The 20,056-nt window shown below is 71.7% G+C and carries 11 protein-coding genes and 1 pseudogene; 5 read left to right on the top strand and 7 right to left on the bottom strand.

Annotation, left to right across the window (positions count from 1 at the left end):
• The first annotated feature begins 99 nt into the window (after positions 1-99).
• Complete coding sequence (locus ACZ7OH_RS05530; protein ID WP_470279750.1) at positions 100-1,257, top strand: FAD-dependent monooxygenase; 1,158 nt, start codon at positions 100-102, stop codon at positions 1,255-1,257.
• Here ACZ7OH_RS05530 and metH read toward each other — a convergent pair.
• The gene (metH, locus tag ACZ7OH_RS05525) at positions 1,239-4,868 is read right to left on the bottom strand and encodes a methionine synthase (protein WP_470279749.1); all 3,630 of its coding nucleotides are present in this window, start codon (positions 4,866-4,868) and stop codon (positions 1,239-1,241) included. The two genes, ACZ7OH_RS05530 and metH, sit on opposite strands and share 19 nt — an antisense overlap.
• Before the next feature lie 300 nt (positions 4,869-5,168).
• Here metH and ACZ7OH_RS05520 point away from each other — a divergent pair, with 300 nt between their 5' ends.
• A complete protein-coding gene (locus tag ACZ7OH_RS05520) occupies positions 5,169-6,023 on the top strand; it encodes a TIGR03619 family F420-dependent LLM class oxidoreductase (protein WP_470279748.1) in 855 nt (284 codons plus the stop codon).
• A 7-nt stretch (positions 6,024-6,030) separates the two neighbouring features.
• Here the strand turns inward: ACZ7OH_RS05520 and ACZ7OH_RS05515 are convergent, their stop codons facing one another.
• Complete coding sequence (locus ACZ7OH_RS05515; protein ID WP_470279747.1) at positions 6,031-7,215, bottom strand: GNAT family N-acetyltransferase; 1,185 nt, start codon at positions 7,213-7,215, stop codon at positions 6,031-6,033.
• A 98-nt stretch (positions 7,216-7,313) separates the two neighbouring features.
• Complete coding sequence (locus tag ACZ7OH_RS05510) at positions 7,314-8,699, bottom strand: sugar porter family MFS transporter (protein WP_470279746.1); 1,386 nt, start codon at positions 8,697-8,699, stop codon at positions 7,314-7,316.
• A 345-nt stretch (positions 8,700-9,044) separates the two neighbouring features.
• Between ACZ7OH_RS05510 and ACZ7OH_RS05505 the strand changes: the two genes are divergently transcribed.
• On the top strand, positions 9,045-11,753 hold the full coding sequence (locus ACZ7OH_RS05505; protein WP_470279745.1) for a cellulose binding domain-containing protein: 2,709 nt from the start codon (positions 9,045-9,047) through the stop codon (positions 11,751-11,753).
• Positions 11,754-11,813: 60 nt separating this feature from the next.
• On the opposite strand, the gene ACZ7OH_RS05500 is transcribed toward ACZ7OH_RS05505, so the two are convergent.
• Complete coding sequence (locus ACZ7OH_RS05500) at positions 11,814-13,313, bottom strand: cellulase family glycosylhydrolase (RefSeq protein WP_470279744.1); 1,500 nt, start codon at positions 13,311-13,313, stop codon at positions 11,814-11,816.
• A 424-nt stretch (positions 13,314-13,737) separates the two neighbouring features.
• Between ACZ7OH_RS05500 and ACZ7OH_RS05495 the strand changes: the two genes are divergently transcribed.
• The gene (locus tag ACZ7OH_RS05495) at positions 13,738-14,877 is read left to right on the top strand and encodes a cellulose-binding domain-containing protein (RefSeq protein ID WP_470279743.1); all 1,140 of its coding nucleotides are present in this window, start codon (positions 13,738-13,740) and stop codon (positions 14,875-14,877) included.
• Here ACZ7OH_RS05495 and mgrA read toward each other — a convergent pair.
• Together mgrA and ACZ7OH_RS05485 are read right to left on the bottom strand one after the other, a co-directional pair.
• The gene (gene mgrA, locus ACZ7OH_RS05490; RefSeq protein ID WP_470279742.1) at positions 14,874-15,869 is read right to left on the bottom strand and encodes an L-glyceraldehyde 3-phosphate reductase; all 996 of its coding nucleotides are present in this window, start codon (positions 15,867-15,869) and stop codon (positions 14,874-14,876) included. The two genes, ACZ7OH_RS05495 and mgrA, sit on opposite strands and share 4 nt — an antisense overlap.
• A 31-nt stretch (positions 15,870-15,900) precedes the next feature.
• Positions 15,901-17,094 (bottom strand): AGE family epimerase/isomerase, encoded by a 1,194-nt coding sequence (locus ACZ7OH_RS05485; RefSeq protein ID WP_470279741.1) that lies wholly within the window; start codon positions 17,092-17,094, stop codon positions 15,901-15,903.
• 190 nt (positions 17,095-17,284) lie between these two features.
• Between ACZ7OH_RS05485 and ACZ7OH_RS05480 the strand changes: the two genes are divergently transcribed.
• Positions 17,285-18,313 (top strand): lytic polysaccharide monooxygenase auxiliary activity family 9 protein, encoded by a 1,029-nt coding sequence (locus ACZ7OH_RS05480; protein ID WP_470279740.1) that lies wholly within the window; start codon positions 17,285-17,287, stop codon positions 18,311-18,313.
• Positions 18,314-18,336: 23 nt separating this feature from the next.
• Here the strand turns inward: ACZ7OH_RS05480 and ACZ7OH_RS05475 are convergent.
• Positions 18,337-20,034: pseudogene (locus ACZ7OH_RS05475) on the bottom strand (LacI family DNA-binding transcriptional regulator).
• Positions 20,035-20,056: the final 22 nt, after the last annotated feature.

Genomic DNA, 20,056 nt, shown 5'->3' with positions numbered 1-20,056 from the left:
CCGTCACGGTCCGCGCGCGGTCCATTCGCGACAGTCGCCGACGGCCGCCGTCAGCGCTTCGCCAGGGACCGGTAAGCCGTCCTAGCGAAGCTCGGCGGCATGAAAAAGAAGTCCGTCCTGATCTCCGGTGCGAGCATCGCCGGCCCTGCCGTCGCCCTCTGGCTGACCCGCTACGGCTATGCGGTCACCGTCGTCGAACGCGCTCCTTCGGTGCGCCCCGGCGGTCAGGCCGTCGACTTCAAGGGCGCCACCCACCGGACCGTCCTGGAGCGGATGGGCATCCTCGACGACGTCCTCGCCCGCCGGACCGGCGGCACCGACCAGACGATCATCGACGCCGACGGGCGGCCGCAGGCGGTCATCCCGGGCGAGTTCACCGGCGGCGACATCGAGATCCGCCGCGGCGAGCTGAGCGACCTCCTGTACGAGCGCACCGCGCCGCACTGCGAGTACCTCTTCGGCGACACCATCACGGCGCTGACGGAGACGTCCGACGGCGTCGACGTCACTTTCGCCCACGCCGAGCCGCGCCGGTTCGACCTCGTCGTCGGCGCCGACGGCATCCACTCGAACGTCCGGCGGCTGGCCTTCGGTCCCGAACGCGACTACGTCCGGTTCCTCGGCCACTACTACGCCCTCGCCGAGCTGGGCGAGCAGATCGGCGGCGGCGAGGCCGTGATGTACAACGAGCCCGGCCGGATGGCCGCGGTCGGCGGGCCGAAGGCGTCGGCGTTCTTCGTCTTCGCCTCGCCCGAGCTGGACTACGACCGCGGCGACACCGACCGGCAGCGGCAGCTGGTGACCGAGGCCTACCGCGGTGCCGGCTGGCGGGTGCCCGAACTGATCGCCAAGCTCCCCGACGCCCGCGAGTTCTACCTGGACTCGCTCGCCCGCGTCACGATCGACCACTACTCGCGCGGCCGGGTCGTGCTGCTCGGCGACGCCGCCTACGGCAACACCCTCGGCGGCTTCGGCACCGGCCTCGCGATCGTCGGCGCGTACGTGCTCGCGGGTGAGCTGCTGGCCGCGGACGGCGACCACCGCGTCGCCTTCGCCCGCTACGAGGAACAGTTCCGCGGCTACGCCAAGATCTCGCAGCGCGGCAGCGCGGGCCCGTTCCTCGCGCCGCCGTCACCGCTGCGGATCAAGCTGCGGGACTGGACGTTCAGGTCCCGCTTCCTGCTCGGCCTGATGCTCAAGGCGACCGACAAGTTCGCCACGGACATCGAGCTGACGGACTACGCCTCGGGTTCGTAGGCCAGGTTCGGCCGCAGCCACTGCTCGACCTCGGCCCGCTCGACGCCCTTGCGGCGCGCGTAGTCCTCGATCTGGTCGCGGCCGAGCCGGCCGACGGTGAAGTACCGCGAGTCCGGGTGGGCGAAGATCAGCCCGGACACGCTCGCCGCCGGCGTCATCGCGAACGACTCGGTCAGGTCCATGCCCAGCCGGTCGGCTTCGAGCAGGTCGAACAGCTCGCGCTTCTGGCTGTGGTCGGGGCTGGCCGGATAGCCCAGCGCCGGGCGGATGCCGCGGAAGCGCTCCGCGTGCAGGTCGGCCAGCACCGGCTCGGCGTCCGGCTCGAACCAGTCGCGGCGGGCCCGCAGGTGGATGTGCTCGGCGAAGGCCTCGGCGAGCCGGTCGGCCAGGGCCTTGACCATGATCGCGCGGTAGTCGTCCTGCTCGGCCTCGTACTTCGCCGCCAGCTTCTCGGCGCCGTGGATCGCGACCGCGAACCCGCCGAGGTGATCGCCTTCCGGGGCGATGTAGTCGGCGAGGCAGCGGTTGGCGCGGTCCTCCGGCTTCGACGTCTGCTGGCGCAGCATCGGGAACCCGACGTGCGCGAACTCGCCGTCGAGCCGGATGTCGTCGCCCTCGCTGTGCGCCGGCCAGAACGCGTACGCGCCCTTCGCGGTGAAGCTGCCTTCGGCGATGATCTGGTCGAGCAGCGTGTTCGCGTCGTCGAACAGCTCGCGGGCGACCGGCTGGTCCAGGATCGCCGGGTACTTGCCCTTGAGCTGCCAGGCCAGGAACAGGAACTGCCAGTCGATCATCTCGCGCAGCTCGGCGATGGACGGCTCGACGACGCGGGAGCCGGTGAACAGCGGGGTCGGCAGGTCGGCGAACACGACCTGCTCGCGGTTCAGCCGCGCCTGCTCGAGCGTGAGCATCGGCCGGCGCTGCTTGCTCGCGTGCTGCTCGCGCAGCACCTCCTGGTCGGCGCGGTTCTTCTCGGCGAGCGCGATCGAGCGGTCCGGGTCGAGCAGGTCGGACACCACGCCGACCACGCGGGAGGCGTCCAGCACGTGGACCGTCGCGTTGTCGTAGGCGGGCGCGATCTTGACCGCGGTGTGCTGGCGGGACGTCGTCGCGCCGCCGATGAGCAGCGGCAGCTTCAGCCCGCGCCGCTGCATCTCGGTCGCGACCGCGACCATCTCGTCCAGCGACGGCGTGATCAGCCCGGACAGCCCGACGGCGTCGGCGCCTTCGGTGACCGCGGTGTCGAGGATCTTCGCGGCGGGCACCATCACGCCGAGGTCGATCACCTCGTAGTTGTTGCAGCCGAGCACGACCCCGACGATGTTCTTGCCGATGTCGTGGACGTCGCCCTTCACCGTGGCGAGCACGACCTTGCCCTGGCCGCCCTTCGACGGGAGCCGGCCTTCCTGCCGCGCCTTCTCCTTCTCCGCCTCCATGAACGGCTCGAGGTAGGCGACGGACCGCTTCATCACGCGGGCGCTCTTCACGACCTGCGGCAGGAACATCTTGCCGGAGCCGAACAGGTCGCCGACGATCTTCATGCCGTCCATCAGCGGGCCCTCGATGACGTCGAGGGGCCGCGCCAGCTGCTGCCGCGCCTCTTCGGTGTCGTCCTCGATGTAGTCGACGATGCCGTGCACCAGCGCGTGCGACAGCCGCTCGCCGACCGTGCCTTCGCGCCACGAGAGGTCCACGACGCGCTTGGTGCCGCTGCCCTTGACGTTCTCGGCGAAGCTCACCAACCGGTCGGTGGCGTCCTCGCGGCGGTCGAACAGCACGTCCTCGACCAGCTCGAGGAGCTCCTTCGGGATGTCTTCGTAGACGGCGAGCTGGCCCGCGTTGACGATGCCCATGTCCAGGCCGACCTGCATGGCGTGGAACAGGAATGCCGAGTGCATCGCCTCGCGGACGACGTCGTTGCCGCGGAAGGAGAACGACAGGTTCGAGATGCCGCCGGAGATGTGGACGCCGGGACAGCGTTCCTTGATCCGGGGCAACGCGTCGATGAACGCCTTCGCGTAGCCGTTGTGCTCGGCGATGCCGGTGGCGACGGCCAGGACGTTCGGGTCGAAGATGATGTCCTCGCCCGCGAAGCCCGCCTCCTGCGTCAAGAGGTCGTACGCACGGCCGCAGATCTCGACCTTGCGGTCGGCGGTGTCGGCCTGGCCCCGCTCGTCGAACGCCATCACGACGACGCCGGCGCCGTAATTGCGGATCGTGCGGGCCTGGGCGAGGAACGGCTCCTCGCCCTCCTTGAGGCTGATCGAGTTGACCACGCCCTTGCCCTGCAGGCAGCGCAGCCCGGCCTCGAGCACGCTCCACTTGGAGCTGTCGATCATCACCGGGATCCGGGCGACCTCGGGCTCGGTGGCGATCAGGTTGAGGAAGGTCGTCATCGCCTGCTCGGATTCGAGCAGGTCGGCGTCCATGTTGACGTCGAGCAGGTTGGCCCCGCCGCGGACCTGCTCCAGCGCGACGTCGACGGCGGCCTGGTGGTCGCCGGACTCGATGAGCCGGCGGAACCGCTTGGAGCCGGTGACGTTGGTGCGCTCGCCGATCATCACGAACCCGGTGTCGGCGCCGATGCCGAACGGCTCCAGCCCGCTGAACCGGGTGTGCGTGCGCGGCGCGGGTACCTCGCGCGGCGTGACGCCCTTCGCGGCGTCGGCGATCTTCGCGATGTGGGCCGGGCTGGTGCCGCAGCAGCCGCCGACCAGGTTGACCAGGCCGTCGCGGACGAACCCGCCGATCAGCCCGGCGGTCTCCTCGGGCGTCTGGTCGTAGCCGCCGAACGCGTTGGGCAATCCGGCGTTCGGGTGACAGGCGACGTAGGTGTCGGCGAGCCGGGACAGCTCCTCGACGTGCGGGCGCATCTCCTCCGCGCCCAGCGAGCAGTTCACGCCCACGACCAGCGGCTTCGCGTGCTCGATCGAGCTCCAGAACGCCTCGACGGTCTGGCCCGAGAGCGTCCGGCCGCTCAGGTCGACGATGGTGACCGAGATCCACAGCGGCAGGTGCGGCGCCACCTCGCGGGCGGCGGCGATCGCGGCCTTGCAGTTGAGCGTGTCGAAGATCGTCTCGATCAGCAGCAGGTCGACGCCACCCTCGGCGAGCCCCGCGATCTGCTCCGCGTAGGAGGCCTTGACCTGCTCGAACGACACCGCGCGGTACGCAGGGTCGTCGACCTTGGGCGACAGGCTGAGGGTGACGTTCAGCGGCCCGATCGACCCGGCGACGAACTTGCCGCCGGCCTCGTCGGCGGCCTGGCGGGCCAGCTGCGCGCCGCGGACGTTCATCTCGTGGACGTGCGCCTGCAGCCCGTAGTCGGCCTGGCCGATGCTGGTGGCGGTGAAGGTGTTCGTCGTGGTGATGTCCGCGCCGGCCGCGAGGTACTGGCGGTGGACGTCGAGGATGACGTCCGGGCGGGTGAGGTTCAGCAGGTCGGGGTCGCCGGTGACGTCGTGGGTGTGGTCGCCGAAGCGATCACCGCGGTAGTCGGCCGGGGTCAGCCCGGCGCCCTGCAGCATGGTGCCCCAGGCACCGTCGAGGACCGCCACCCGCTGTTCTAGCAGCTCACGCAGACGCGCTTCGGGTTCATGCGTGGTGTTCACCGGCAGCCTCCCTCGGTCGGGAGGCGCCCTTGGTCAGGTGAAGCGGGTCGAGCGTGGCGGACCCGGCGGTCCGTTGCAGCGCCTCTCGGCCCGTGGACCAGGATAGTGGAACCGGCCCCCGGCTGGCCATCCCGGTCGGGCCGGGCGTCCACGATCCGGGACACCGGCCGTGACCGTCCACAGTGGAGCACCGCGTTCACCCTGCACCTCCGCCCATCGATCCTCCTCACGGCGACGGCGGCGCTCACCTCATCGACTGCCCTCCTTGAAAACTGAAACACGTTCTAATACGCTCCTCCCGTGGACTACGGAATCGTGCTGTTCACCAGCGACCGGGGCATCATCCCGGCGTCCGCCGCGCGCGCCGCGGAGGCCGCGGGGTTCGCCACCTTCTACGTGCCCGAGCACACGCACATCCCGGTGAAACGCGAGTCCCCGCACCCGCGCACCGGCGACGCGTCCCTGCCCGACGACCGCTACAGCCGCACTCTCGACCCGTGGGTCGCGCTGGCGACGGCGGCCGCGGTGACGTCGCGGATCCGGCTGTCCACGGCGGTGGCCCTGCCCGTGGAGAGCGACCCGATCACCCTCGCCAAGACGATCGCGAGCCTCGACCACCTGTCCGGCGGGCGGGTCACGCTCGGGACGGGCTTCGGCTGGAACGTCGACGAGCTGACCGACCACGGCGTCCCGGGCAACCGGCGCCGCACCGCGCTGCGGGAGTACCTCGAAGCGATGAGTGCACTGTGGACGGAGGAAGAAGCCTCCTACGCCGGGGAGTTCGTCTCGTTCGGCCCGAGCTGGGCATGGCCGAAGCCGGTCCAAGCGCACATCCCGGTGCTGCTCGGCGCGGGCCCGACCGAGAAGACGTTCCGCTGGATCGCCCGCCACGCCGACGGCTGGATCACCACCCCGGCCGACAGCGACCTCGACGGGCACGTGGCTCTGCTGAAGGAGATCTGGTCCGCCGAGGGACGGTCGGGCGCGCCACAGATCTGCGCGCTCGGCGAACGCCCCGCCCCGGACCGGTTGGCGCACCTGGATTCCCTCGGCGTCACGGAGACGATCTTCGGGCTCCCCGACCGCGCACCCGAGGAGGTCGAGGCCTGGATCGGGCGGCTGGCCGGGAAGCTCGGGCTCGCCGTCACCCTGTGAGAGCTCCTCAGAACCAGTGCAGGCAGTGCGGCGCGCGCTCGGCGCGGAAGAGCGCGTCGGCGCGCGCGGCCGCGTCCGGATGGTGGACGCGCAGGTGCCCGGCCCGCGCCAGCGTGCTCGGCGCGACCCCGCCGAGGTACACCGAGCCCAGGTCGCTGACGTCGAGGGACAGGTCGGGGGCCCGGTCCGTCGGGACGCACTCGGCCTTGCCCTCGCGGACCGTCAGCGAATAACGCCCATCCTCGCCGAGGAACGGGTCTTCGACGTCGAGGACGAGCTCACCGTCCGCTGACCAGCCGCGGGCCGTCATCGCGCGGGGGACGTCGAGCAGGCGCACCCACAGCCAGTCCGTCTCGTCGCTCACCTCGGCCGCGCGGAAGTCCGCGAGCTGCCAGCGCAACGGGTGGTCCGGCGGGCACTGCTTGAACACGACGCGGGTGGCCAGGTCGTGGTCGAGCAGGAAGCGGGCCAGCGCCGTCGCCACGGCGTCGTCGGCGGCGATCGTCTCGTCGACCGTCAACGTGCCGTCGAGCAGGTAGGTCGCGTACCCGTCCGGGACACCGGCCGGGTCGCGGTGCAGGGCGACGTACCGCGGGGCCGCGGAGACCGGCGGCTGCCCCGCGCCGCGGGCCCACCAGCGCGGCGGCCGGGACAGCGCACCCGGCCGGGCGCGGCGGTAGCGGTCGTAGACCTCCTCCAGGAGGTCGCCGCACTCGCCGCGCCGCAGCACCTCGATCGAGCCCTCCGCCGGGACGGCGGTGCTGCGCAAGGCGGCCTGGCGTCGCGGCACCGTCAGCCGGTGCGTGGTGGTCGCCGGCCCGTAGCCGAACCGGCGGTAGATGACGGCCTCGCTGGCCAGCAGCACGGACAGGAACTCCCCGCGCGCCCGCGCGTCGGCGAGCTGACGCCGCATCATCGCGGTCAGCGCGCCTCGACGCCGGTGCGAGGGCAGGACGCCGACGGCGGTCACGCCCCCGGCCGGGACGACGACCTCCCCTGGCAGCGTCAGCTCGAAGGAGTAGACGGCCGAGGTGCCGACGGGCCGGCCTGCCGGCGTCACGGCGAACAAGCCGCGGTCCAGCTCCAACGCCGACCAGACCCGGTCGCCTTCCGCGGGGAAGCGCCCGAAGGCGGCGAAAAGCGTGTCGACGAAGGCGTCGCGGTCCTGCTCGGTCGTGGCGCGGATCTCCATCGGGGCACAGTGCAGCGCCGGACCGCCCCCGGGCAAACGAATAACGCGGCGGGGCCCGGCGCACCAGCGCCGTACCCCGCCGCGCGAGACCCCCCGGGTCAGCTCTTGGCCGCGACCCCCTGCCGCGCCCGGAGGTCGAGCTCGATCTGCTCGAGCGAGCGCCCCTTGGTCTCCGGCACGAGCCACTTGGTGAGCACGAACAGCACCACGTTGATGCCGGCGAACAGGAACATCGAACCGCCGATGCCGAGCGACTTCGGGTCGGAGATGATCGGGAACACCGCGCTCACGATGCCGGTCGCGGCCCAGAGGACGACGCTGCTGACGCCCATGCCCGTCGCCCGGTACTTCAGCGGGAACACCTCGGACATCATCACCCAGACGACCGCGCCCCAGCCGAGCTCGTAGCCGACCAGGTAGAGCACCATCATCACCAGCATCAGGATGCCGCGCGTGCCGGTGTCGTGGACGTTCAGCACCACGAGCCCGGCCGCCACCAGCGTGATCACCATGATCACGTTGCCGATGAGCAGCAGCGGCTTGCGGCCCCAGCGGTCCACCACGAACACGACCCAGGCGGTGAACAGGAACTTCGTGACGCCCAGCAGCACGCCGGACAGCAGCGCGGCCTGCGTCGCGAAGCCGAGGCCGATCAGCATCGTCGGGAAGTACGCGTTGATCGCGTTGACGCCGCTGAACTGCTGGCCGATCGCGAGCAGCAGCGCCACCACGAGCATCGGCCGGACGAAGCCGGAGAACAGGTCGCGCACCCGCGGCTTGTCCTCGGTGTCGAGCCGGATGACCTCGTTGATGGTCGCGATCTCCTCGTCGAGGTTCACGGAGTTGCCGTGCGCGCTCGCGAGCACCTGCCGGGCTTCCTCTTCACGGCCGTTCTTCACCAGCCAGCGCGGGGTTTCCGGCAGGAACAGCAGGCCGACGAGCAGGATCGCCGCCGGCACGATGGCACCGGCGAACATCCACCGCCACGCCGATACCGGGCCGAGCCAGTAGCTGACCAGGAACGCGATCAGGATGCCGAGCACGATGAAGATCTGGTTCAGCGCACCCATCGCGCCACGCAGCCGCGCCGGCGCCAGCTCGGAGAGGTACGTCGGCACCGTCGAGGACGACAGGCCGATGCCGAGGCCGATGATCAGCCGTGAGATCACCAGCAGCGCGAACGTCGGCGAGAACGTCGCCGCCAGCGTGCCCACGATGACGATCGCCGCGGCGACCTGGATCGTGCGGCGGCGGCCGAGCGCTTCGTTGGTGCGGCTGGAGAACAGCGCGCCGACGATGGCACCGACCGACAGGCTGGCGGTGATCACGCCCTTGTCCCAGCTCGTCAGTGCCCAGAGTTTCCCGATGAACGGGAGCACCCCGGAAATCACGCCGAGGTCGTAGCCGAAGAGGATGCCGCCGAGCGCGCCGAAGAAGTACAGGGTGGTTCGGCTGATCTGCCGCGCCGGGGCTGTCTGCGTCATTGCCGGGTCGCCTCTTTCGTAGGTCCAGTCCAGCCAGCGGCCACCACACTCACACGCCCGAAAAAACCGGGCAAGACAGTTCTTGATAACGATTCAGAAACCTGATCGTCGTTCACATATGTGATACCGGTTGGCGCACAACGTTGCTCCGTCCGCCGCACCCTCCTTTCCGGCCGTGAACCCGGTACACAATGGACACGGCCGGCCGGTTCCGCCGGTTCACGAAATCCACTGTGGACGGATCGCGCGGGCGAAATCGTCGAAGGGTTTGACCTGGTCGCAGACCTGGCTTACGGTTTTCGGAAGCGCTCCCAGCCTCCTATCGCCCGACGCATGGAGGCAAACGTGCGAAGCACACGTTCCCGATCACCGAGACAATTTCTCGCGTACGCGCTGGCCGCGCTGACACCGATCGCCGTCGCGATCACCGCCGGCGCGCCCGCGTCTCCCGCCGCTCCCGCGCCGTACACGTGGCGCAACGCGGAGATCGGCGGCGGCGGGTTCGTCCCCGGCATCGTCTTCAACCAGGCCGAACCGGGCCTCGCCTACGCCCGCACCGACATCGGCGGCGCGTACCGCTGGAACCCGGCCACCGGGCACTGGGTCTCGCTGCTGGACTCGGTCGGCTGGACCGACTGGGGCCACAACGGCGTGGTCAGCCTGGCCACCGACCCGGTCGACCCGAACCGCGTCTACGCCGCGACGGGGATGTACACCAACAGCTGGGACCCGAACACCGGTGCGATCCTGCGTTCGGCCGACCGCGGCGCGACGTGGCAGGCCTCGGCGCTGCCGTTCAAGCTCGGCGGCAACATGCCCGGCCGCGGCATGGGCGAGCGGCTCGCGATCGACCCGAACCGCGACAGCGTCCTCTACCTCGGCGCGCCCAGCGGCAACGGGCTCTGGCGCAGCACGGACTCCGGCGTCACGTGGGCGAAGGTGACCGCGTTCCCCAACCCCGGGAACTACGCGCCCGATCCCGGCGACACGACCGGCTACTCCAGCGACAACGAAGGCGTCACCTGGGTGACGTTCGACCCGTCGACCGGCACCCGCGGCAGCACCACGCAGACCATCTACGTCGGCGTCGCGGACAAGGCGAACACCGTCTACCGCAGCACCGACGGCGGCGCGACGTGGGCGCGGCTGGCCGGCCAGCCCACCGGTTTCCTCGCGCACAAGGGCGTCCTCGACCCGGTCGGTGGTTACCTCTACCTCGCGACCAGCGACACCGGCGGCCCCTACGACGGCGCGAAGGGCGACGTCTGGAAGTACGCCACGAAGACCGGCGCGTGGACGCGGATCAGCCCGATCCCGTCCGACAGCACGGACGACTACTTCGGCTACAGCGGCCTGACGATCGACCGGCAGCACCCGAACACGCTGATGGTCGCGACGCAGGTGTCGTGGTGGCCGGACGTCATCTTCTTCCGCAGCACCGACGGCGGCGCCACCTGGACCCGGATCTGGGACTTCACCAGCTACCCCGACCGGTCGCTGCGGTACACCCAGGACATCTCCTCGGTGCCGTGGCTGACCTTCGGCACCCAGCCCGCGCCCCCGGTGCCGTCGCCGAAGCTCGGCTGGATGACCGAGTCGGTCGAGATCGACCCGTTCGACTCGAACCACCTGCTCTACGGCACCGGCGCGACCATCTACGGCACGTCCGACCTCACCAAGTGGGACAGCGGCGGCAAGATCACGCTCAAGCCGGTCGTCGGCGGCCTGGAGGAAACCGCCGTGCTGGACCTGATCAGCCCGCCGTCGGGCGCGCCACTGCTCTCCGGGCTGGGCGACATCGGCGGGTTCCGGCACGACAGTCTCGACGCCGTCCCGGCGACGATGTTCACCTCGCCGGTGTTCACGACGACCACCAGCCTCGACTACGCCGAGCTGACCCCGGCGACGATCGTGCGCGTCGGCACCCTCGACCGTGGTGCCCGGCCGAACGACAACCGCGTCGCCTTCTCCACCGACGGCGGCAAGAACTGGTTCCAGGGCGCCGAACCGGGCGGCGGCGCGAGCGGCGGGACGGTGGCCGCGGCCGCCGACGGCAGCCGGTTCGTGTGGAGCCCGGACGGCACGGGCGTCAGCTACTCGGTCGGGTTCGGTTCGTCGTGGACGGCGTCGGCCGGCATCCCCGCCGGCGCGGTCGTCGAGTCCGACCGGGTGGACCCGAAGCGGTTCTACGGGTTCGCCGCGGGGAAGTTCTACGTCAGCACCGACGGCGGCGCGACGTTCACCGTCACCGCGGCCACCGGGCTGCCGAGCGGATCGGTGCACTTCAAGGCGCTGCCGGGCGCGGCCGGGGACGTCTGGCTGGCCGGCGGATCCGGGTCGGCGTACGGGCTCTGGCACTCCACCGACTCCGGAGCGTCCTTCACGAAACTGACCGGGGTCGCCGAAGCCGACAACATCGGGTTCGGCAAAGCCGCTTCCGGCCGGACGTATCCGACGTTATACACCATCGCGAAGATCGGCGGGGTGCGCGGGATCTTCCGGTCGGACGACTCCGGGGCGTCGTGGACGCGGATCAACGACGACCAGCACCAGTACGGCAACATCGGGGCGGCGCTGAGCGGCGATCCGCGGGTGTACGGCCGGGTGTACGTGGGCACGAACGGGCGAGGCGTGATCGTGGGCGAGTCCGGCGGTGACCAGCCGCCGCCGGCTTCCACGACCACCACTGCCCCGCCGCCGACGACCACGACCACGACCACGCCGGTGCCGTCGTCGTCGTGCACCGCGGCCTACACGGTGACGAACCAGTGGCAGGGCGGTTTCCAGGCCGACGTGAAGGTGGGCAACACCGGGACCGCGCCGGTGACCGGCTGGACGGTCACCTGGTCCTTCGCCGACGGCCAGCGCGTCACGCAGGCCTGGAACGCCCAGGTGACGCAGACGGGCGCGGCGGTCTCGGCGGTGGACGCGGGGTGGAACAAGACGATCCCGGCGGGTGGCAGCTCCGAGTTCGGCTTCACCGGCACCTCCGGCGCCACCAACGGGAAGCCCGCCACGATCAGCCTCGACGGCAACGCCTGCACCACGTCCTGACGGCGGGACGGGAACGGGGCGGCGGAGGGAATCCGCCGCCCCGCCTCACCACCGGTCCCGTCAGCCGGCGGCGAGGAAGTGCGCGCGGATGCCCGCGCCGAACGCCGTCGGGGTGCCGTCGTAGGAGGTGATGAGCGCCGGGCCCGTGCTGCAGTTCCAGGTGTTCCAGGTCCAGCCGAGGTAGGACGCCTGGTGCCGGTCGAGCCAGTCCATCAGGCCGGTGACGTACCCGCTCGCGCAGTCGTTCTCGCCGATTTCCCCGGCCACCAGCGGGACGGCCGCGGCGACCGGCGCGAGCTGGCTGTCCCAGCACGACGACGAGCTGCACGTGTTGAAGTTGTACGAGTGCCAGGACGCGACCAGGTTGCCCGCCGGGTCGCTCGGCTTGTACTGCAGCCAGCCGGTCAGGTCGTTGGAGTAGGCGAGGCCGCCGAGCATGACGACGTTCGTGGCGCCGGTCGCGCGGACCGCGTTCACCAGCGCCTGCATCCCGGCCACCGGGTAGCCGATGCCGGAACACGCCGAACCGCCGTCACGCCAGCACGTCCACGCCTGCGCCGACCCGGAGACCGCGCGGTCGAGGTAGGGCTCGTTGAACAGGTCGAGGATCGTCGCGTTGTCGCCCTTGAACGTGTTCGCGACCGACGTCCACAGGTCGACCGAGTGCTCGCTGTCGGTCATCGGCTTCTGGCAGGTGGCGTTGACGTCGCTGCACGCCGAGGAGTTTCCGGTGTAGACACCGTGGGTCCAGTGCAGGTCGAGGATCGCGACCAGGCCGTTCTGGTGCAGCAGGTCCACATAGGACTTGATGGCCGCGCGGTAGGTGGCCCCGGCGTACCGCGGGTCCACATCGGACAAGCCGAGCCAGCAGTCCTCGTTGAAGGGCACGCGCACGACGTTGGCGCGCCAGCTCTTGATGGCAGCGACCGACGCCGCGTCCATCGGGCCGTCGAAGAGGCCGTTGCCCTGCACGCACGCGAACTCGCCGCCGGAGCGGTTGACCCCGCGCAGCGTCACGGCGGTGCCCGCGGCGTCGGTCAGCCGGTTGCCGGAGACGTGGAGTTGCGGCGCACCGCCGGGCGGCGGTGTGGGCGTGGTGGTGGTCGTCGGCGGCGGCGTGGTGGGTGTGGTCGTCGGCGGCTGGATGCCGCCGCAGGGTTCGCCGTTGACGCTGAACGACGCCGGCGCCGCGTTCGCCCCGCTGTAGGCGAAGTTCGCGCCGGCGCTGATCGACGCGTTCGGGGCGATCGTGCCGTTCCAGGTGGCCGGGCTGACCGTGACGGTCGCCCCGGACTGCGCCCAGGTGGCGTTCCAGCCCTGCTGCAGCCGCTGGTTCCCGGTGTAGGTGTAGCTGATCCGCCACCCGGACAGCGGCGCCGTCCCGAGGTTCTTCAAGGTGAGGTTCGCGGTGAAACCGCTTCCCCAGTCGTTCACCGTGTAGCCCACTTCGCAGGCCGTCGCCGCCGCGGCGGGCGAAGGCGTGCCGAGCGTGAACGCGGTCGTCGCGCCGACGACGGCGAGCGCGCTGAAGGCGCCGAGCAGTGCTGGTCCGGAACGCATCGATCACTCCCTCGGTACAGGACAATCCATGAGAGCGCTCCCAGCAGCGGTGGACAGTACCCGGCTCTTCGCGGCGCTGTAAACCCCGCGGCGATCTTCGGCGTGGATTCCCGGATTCCACTCGAACGGCGGCATGAGAGGACGCCCGCCGATGGCGCAGCGCGACTATGGGGAGTCGTTGCCACCCAAGGGCTTCGGCCGTTCAGGAGCGTTCAGTTCGCGGCGGCCGCCGGGCAGATCGCGGAAAACCGACCACCGGATCGGCTCGCGTCCGGGTCGCGCTTTACAACGACGACACACCGGGGTTACCTTTCCGGCGGCTGGAAGCGCTCCCATGCCAGGTCGCCTCAACCGAACGCGGCCACCACCCAGGGGCGCTGTGGTGCGAGCCACGGCGCCCCTGTCCGCGTCCCGGGAGGCCCCGATGCACAGGTTCGCCGCCGCCCTCGCCGGAGTCTGCCTCGCCGCCGCGGGCACCACGGCGGTCGTCGCCGCCGGCCCGGCCACCGCGGCCCCGGCCTGTTCGGTCGGCTACCGCGTCAATCAGTGGCAGACCGGTTTCACCGCCGAGATCACCGTGACCAACGGCGCCACCGCGCTCTCGTCCTGGACGCTCACCTGGCACTACGCCGGCAGCCAGTCCGTCACCTCCGCCTGGAACGCCACCGTGCGGCAGTCCGGCACCGCCGTGACCGCGGAAAGCCTGCCCTACAACGCTTCGCTGCCCGCGGGCGGCACCGTCTCCTTCGGCCTCCAAGGCACCTCGACCGGCCCCGACCCCACGGACTTCGCCCTCAACGGCGTCGCGTGCGGGGACACCACCACTCCCCCGGCGACCACGACCCCGGTGACGCCCACCACCACGACGTCCATGCCGCCACCCGCCGGGTGCGCGAACGCGGCGGTCTGCGACGACTTCGAGCAGCAGACCGGCGCCGCGCCGGCCGGCCGCTGGACCGTCGGCGCGGCGAACTGCCAGGGCACCGGCACGGTCACCGTCGACACGGCGGTCGCGCACTCCGGCACTCGCTCGGTGAAGGTCGCCGGCGGGGGCGGCTACTGCAACCACGCCTTCTTCGGGACGAGCGTGCCCGGCTCCGGCGTGCTGTACGGCCGGTTCTGGGTCCGGCACACCACCGCGCTGCCCACCGGGCACGTCACGTTCCTGGCCCTGCGCGACGCCGCGGACGGCGGCCGCGACCTGCGGGCCGGCGGGCAGAACCAGGCCCTGCAGTGGAACCGCGAGTCCGACGACGCGACGCTGCCCGCGCAGAGCCCGGCCGGCGTCGCCCAGAGCGTCCCGCTGCCGACCGGCACCTGGTCCTGCTTCGAGTTCGCGATCGACGGCGCCGCCGGGCAGCTGCGGACGTGGCTAGGCTCCGCCGCGGTGCCCGGGCTCGTCGTCGACGGCGTCCCCACGCCCGACGTCGACCAGCAGTGGCTCGCGCGGGCGTGGCACCCGGCCGTCACCGACTTCCGGCTGGGCTGGGAAAGCTACGGCGGGGACGCCGACACGCTGTGGTTCGACGACGTCGCCCTGGGCTCCGCGAGGATCGGCTGCTAGCCCGCGACGATCCGGTCGATCTCGGCCAGCTCGTCGTCGGTGAACTCGAGGTTCTTCGTCGCCGCGACGGTGTTCTCCAGCTGCGCCACGCTACTGGCGCCGATCAGCGCGGAGGTGACGCGGCCGCGGCGCAGCACCCAGGCGATGGCCAGCTGGGCCAGGGTCTGGCCGCGCCGCTTCGCGAGTTCGTTCAGCGCCCGGATCGTGGAGAGGGTCTCCTCGGTGAGGCGGTCCGTCGTGAGGAACGGGCTGGCGCCGGCGGCCCGCGAGTCGGCGGGGACGCCGTCGAGGTAGCGGTCGGTCAGCAGACCCTGGCTCAGCGGTGAGTACGCGATCGAGCCGACGCCGTGCTCGTCCAGGGTGTCCAGCAGGCCGTCCTCGACCCAGCGGTTCAGGATCGAGTACGACGGCTGGTGGATCAGCAGCGGCGTGCCGAGCTCCTTCAGCGCGGCCAGTGCGGCCGTCGTCTGCTCGGGTGAGTAGTTCGAGATGCCCGCGTAGAGCGCCTTGCCGGAGCGGACCGCGGTGTCGAGCGCGCCCATCGTCTCCTCGATCGGCGTCTCGGGGTCGGGGCGGTGGGAGTAGAAGACGTCGAAGTGGTCCAGGCCCGTGCGCGCGAGGCTCTGGTCCAGGCTGGCCAGGAGGTTCTTGCGCGAGCCCCACTCACCGTACGGGCCGTCCCACATCAGGTAGCCGGCCTTCGACGACACGAGGATCTCGTCGCGGTACGGGCGGAAGTCGGCGGCGTAGTGCTTGCCGAAGTTCGCCTCGGCCGCGCCCGGCGGCGGGCCGTAGTTGTTGGCGAGGTCGAAGTGCGTCACCCCGAGGTCGAACGCCCGGCGCAGCACCGCGCGCTGGACGTCGAGGGGCTTGTCGTCCCCGAAGTTGTGCCACAGCCCGAGCGACACGGCGGGCAGCTTCAGCCCGCTGCGCCCGGCGCGCCGGTAGGGCATGTCCGCGTACCGTTCTTCGGCGGCGGCGTAAGGCGACATGGTTCTCCTCGTCGGCTGGGGTCCGCGCAGTCTAGCGGCGGGTGATCAGCGCGCCGGCGAACGACGCGGCGGGCGGCAACGCGGGCAGGAGCGTCGCCTGGTAGGCGTGGTAGATGTCCGGCTTGCCGGCCCAGACCGCCGCCGCGGGGCGGTTCTCCGCGTCCAGCTCGTGGTGCCACGAACCGCGCTCACGGTCGGCGAAGCACGCTTCGGCGTGGTCGCACCACTCGCGGAAGCGGTCGAGGTAGGCCGCCTCGCCGGTCTCCTGGTGCAGCGTCCACGCGGCGGCGATCGCCTCCGCCACGACCCAGTGCAGGCGGGTGCGCACGACCGGCGTCCCGGCGAAGTCGGTGGTGTAGACGAATCCCGGCCGCCCGTCGACGGCCCAGCCGTGGCGGACCGCGGTCGCGAACAGGGCTTCCGCGTCCGGCAGCAGCCACTCCGGCGCGCCGGTCCCGAGCGCGCGCTTGAGGTGGACGGCCAGCCGCGCCCACTCGAAGAGGTGACCGATCGTGGCGCCGAAGGGCCGGAACGGGTGGGCGGGTTCGTCGCGGTTGTGGTCCAGGCGGACGTGCCAGCCGGCGTCGTAGTGCTCCGGGAGCAGCCAGCCGTGCGCGCGGGCCTCGCCGTGCACCAGGTGCTCCACAATGGACAGTGCGCGATCGGCCCAGACCCGGTCGCCGGTGACGTCGGCCGCGGCCAGGAACGCCTCGACGGTGTGCATGTTGGCGTTGGCCCCGCGGTAGTCCTCCAGGTGCGTCCAGCCGCGGTCCCAGACGTCGGCGACCCGGCCGGGGCCCGGCTCCCAGAACCGGCGTTCGACGACGTCGAGGGCGTCGGCCAGCAGCGGACGCGCGCCCTCGGCGCCGGCGGCCACCGCGCTCGAGGCGGCGAGGACGACGAAGGCGTGCTCATACGCGCGCTTCTCTGACAACGTTGTCGTCGCGTACCAGCCGCCGTGGTCCGGATCGTGCAGGAGGCCGGTCAGCGCGTCGACGCCGTGGGCGACCTGTTCTCCGGTGTCGGCGCCCTGGAGCCGCGCCAGCGCGAAGACGTGCGTCATCCGGCAGGTGATCCACGTTTCGACGGGCCGGTCGAGCACCGGGTGGCCGCCGTCGTCGAGCCAGGCGAAGCCGCCGCCGGGATGGGCCGCGCGGGTGGCGAAACCGAGCAGACGAGCGGGCTCGGCGCGCACCCACGCGGGAACCGATGAGGGAATGTCCACTCTCTGCCTTTCTCGGTGATCGACGGCCTTGCGTCAAGGTAGGCCAAGGCACCGGCCCCGGTCACCGCGGGATGTTCCGGAAGTGACCACCGCCGCGTATCCTGATCGTGAGAGCGCTCCCAGTCTTCGACGCACGCTACCCGACGAAGGGACTGACGTGACCAGGAGACGAAGTACGATCCTCGCCGCCGTGACCGTGCTGCTGGCGAGCTTGACCGCCGTCCTGCTGAACACGGGCACCGCCGAAGCGCACGGCGCCATGATGAAACCGGGCAGCCGGACGTTCCTGTGCTGGCAGGACGGCCTCAGCTCGACCGGCCAGATCGTCCCGCAGAACCCGGCCTGCGCGGCCGCGGTGGCCACCAGCGGCGCCAACTCGCTGTACAACTGGTTCGCTGTGCTGCGCTCCGACGGCGCCGGCCGCACGCGCGGGTTCATCGACGACGGCAAGCTGTGTTCGGGCGGCAACCCGAACTACGCCGGCTTCGACCAGGTCGGCGACTGGCCGCTGACGCACCTGACGGCCGGGGCGTCGTTCGACTTCTCGTACAACGCGTGGGCCGCGCACCCGGGCTGGTTCTACACGTACGTGACGAAGGACGGCTGGGACCCGTCGAAGCCGCTCACCTGGGACTCCCTGGAGGACCAGCCGTTCCTGACGGTGGACCACCCGGCGGTGACCGGCCAGGTCGGCACGGTCGACGGGCAGTACAAGTGGACCGGCGCGCTGCCGGCGAACAAGTCCGGGCGGCACATCATCTATTCGGTGTGGAAGCGCTCCGACAGCGCCGAGACGTTCTACGGCTGCTCGGACGTGACGTTCGACGGCGGGCACGGCGAGGTCACCGGGGTGCACCAGCCGGGCACCCCGACGACCACGCCGACGGCCCCCACGAGCCCGCCCCCGCCGGCCGGCTCGTGCATGGCGATGTACGAGGTGACGAACGCCTGGAGCGGCGGCTACCAGGCGACGGTGACGGTGATGAACCACGGCACCGCGGCCTACAACGGCTGGCAGGCGGGCTGGACGCTGCCGTCGGGCCAGACGATCGGCAGCGTCTGGAACGGGACGCTGAGCCAGTCGGGTTCGGTGGTGACGGTCCGCAACGCCGACTGGAACGGCCGCGTCGCCCCGGACGGGTCCACCACGTTCGGGTTGGTGGTGAACGCGCCGGGGACGAACCCGGCCCAGCCGTCGGTGACCTGCCAGGGCAGCTGAGGCGTAGCGCGGCACCGGCCCCGTCAGCGGACGGGACCGGTGCTGCCGCGCGTGACCAGCCGCGGCCGCGAGGCGCAGACGTCCCCGACGTCCTCCCCGCCGACGAGGTCCCGCAACATCGACGCGGCGAGCGCCCCGAGCTCGGCGAGCGGGCGCCGGACGGCGGAGAGGGTGGGCCGCACGAGCCGGCAGAGGTCGGAGTCGTTTCAGGAGACGACGGAGAGGTCCCCGGGAACGGAGAGGCCGAGCTCCCGCGCGGCGACGAGCGCGGCGACGGCGAGGGAGTCGGTGTCGCAGAGGAGGGCGGTGGGCCGGGGATCGGAGAGGAGGACCCGGCGGACGGCCTCGGCCGAGGGTTCGGTGGGGAGGGTGAGGGGACGGTTTCGGGGCTCGGGATTGACTGACCACATGCCGGGCCGGCCGCGCTCGGCCGGGTCCGAGCTGTGGATCCGGCCGGGCCAGACGCCGGGGCGCCAGGGATCGTCGGCCCAGTCGCCGAGCGGAGCCGCAGTGCCTCGGCGCACGGAACCGGGGTTTTGCATGCCGCCGCCCGGAGATCCGGCCCGCCCGGCGCCGCGGTGCGCCGGACCCACGCCCGGCACCCCGCCAGCCGGCCCAGCGCTCCCGCGGTACGCGGAACCGGAGTCCTGCGGCCCGGCAGCCGTCCCAGCACCACCGCCGCGCGCGGAACCGGCGCCTTGCACCCCGCCGCCCGGAGATCCGCCCCACTCGGCGCCCCCACGATGCGCCGCACCCAGGCCCTCCACGCCGGCAGCCGTCCCAGCACTACCGCGGTACGCGGAACCGGAGTCCTGCGCCCCACCGCTACCGTGGCCCGCGGAACCGGCGCCTTGGACTCCGGCGCCCGAAGCTCCAGGCCACCCGGCGCCGTGATGCGCCGAACCCCGGCCCTCTACGCCGGCGGCCGGCCCAGCACTACCGCGGTACGAGGAACCGGAGTCCTGCGACCCGCCGCTACCGTGGCCCGCGGAACCGGTGCCTTGCACCCCGCCGGCCGAAACTCCAGCCCATCCGGCTCCACCGCGATGCGCCGGACCTTCCCCGCCCCGACCACCACCGCACCGTGCCGCCCCCACGTCCCCTGGCCCCGCAGGCCGCGCCTCAGCCAACCCCAGCCGGCGCGCAACCGTCGTGAACGCTTCCTCCCTCTCCCCCGGGTCCGCGAACGCCGCCGCTCCCGGGATCCGGACCACGTGCCGGTGACCCAGCGCCGCCAAGTACTCCAACGCCTCCGCCGCTCCCGCCCGGTCGTCCACCCGGACCGAGGGGGCCTCCGGCAGGCCTCCCGGGCCGCCGAGTACCACCGCCGGCAGGCCGATCCGTGCCAGCTCCGGTGCGCAGTCCGGGCCGGTCAGCAGGACGCCGTCCACCTTGCGCTCTGCCCGCCAGCGGCGGTAGACCGCCAGCGCCGCGTCGGGGCCGGCCGCGACCCTCAGCAGCAGCTCCTGGGAAAACCCGTCGAGCAACGCCGGGAAGAACACCTCCGACGGCCCGTCGAGCACCAGGCCGATCGTCCCGGAACGTCCGCCGGACAAAGCGCGCGCCGCGCTGCTCGGCGACCAGCCCAGCTCGCGGGCGATGCGCGTGATCCGGTGGCGGGTCTCCTCGGACACTCCCGGCCGGCCGTTGAGCGCGTAGGACACCGCGCCCTTGGAGACGCCGGCCTCCCGCGCGATGTCGGTGATCGTCGGACGCTTCATCGCACCCCTTCCGTGTCCGCGC

The organism is Amycolatopsis sp. NPDC114478 (assembly GCF_055633805.1).
Note: the sequence above shows the minus strand (reverse complement) of the source record. Positions and strands in the feature narration are given on the sequence as shown.

Bases quoted from the DNA above. Each gene is read 5' to 3' on its own strand.
- ACZ7OH_RS05495 (WP_470279743.1), top strand. From the start codon at position 13,738: ATGCACAGGTTCGCCGCCGCCCTCGCCGGAGTCTGCCTCGCCGCCGCG.
- ACZ7OH_RS05530 (WP_470279750.1), top strand. From the start codon at position 100: ATGAAAAAGAAGTCCGTCCTGATCTCCGGTGCGAGCATCGCCGGCCCT.
- ACZ7OH_RS05515 (WP_470279747.1), bottom strand. From the start codon at position 7,215: ATGGAGATCCGCGCCACGACCGAGCAGGACCGCGACGCCTTCGTCGAC.
- ACZ7OH_RS05510 (WP_470279746.1), bottom strand. From the start codon at position 8,699: ATGACGCAGACAGCCCCGGCGCGGCAGATCAGCCGAACCACCCTGTAC.
- mgrA (WP_470279742.1), bottom strand. From the start codon at position 15,869: ATGTCGCCTTACGCCGCCGCCGAAGAACGGTACGCGGACATGCCCTAC.
- ACZ7OH_RS05500 (WP_470279744.1), bottom strand. From the start codon at position 13,313: ATGCGTTCCGGACCAGCACTGCTCGGCGCCTTCAGCGCGCTCGCCGTC.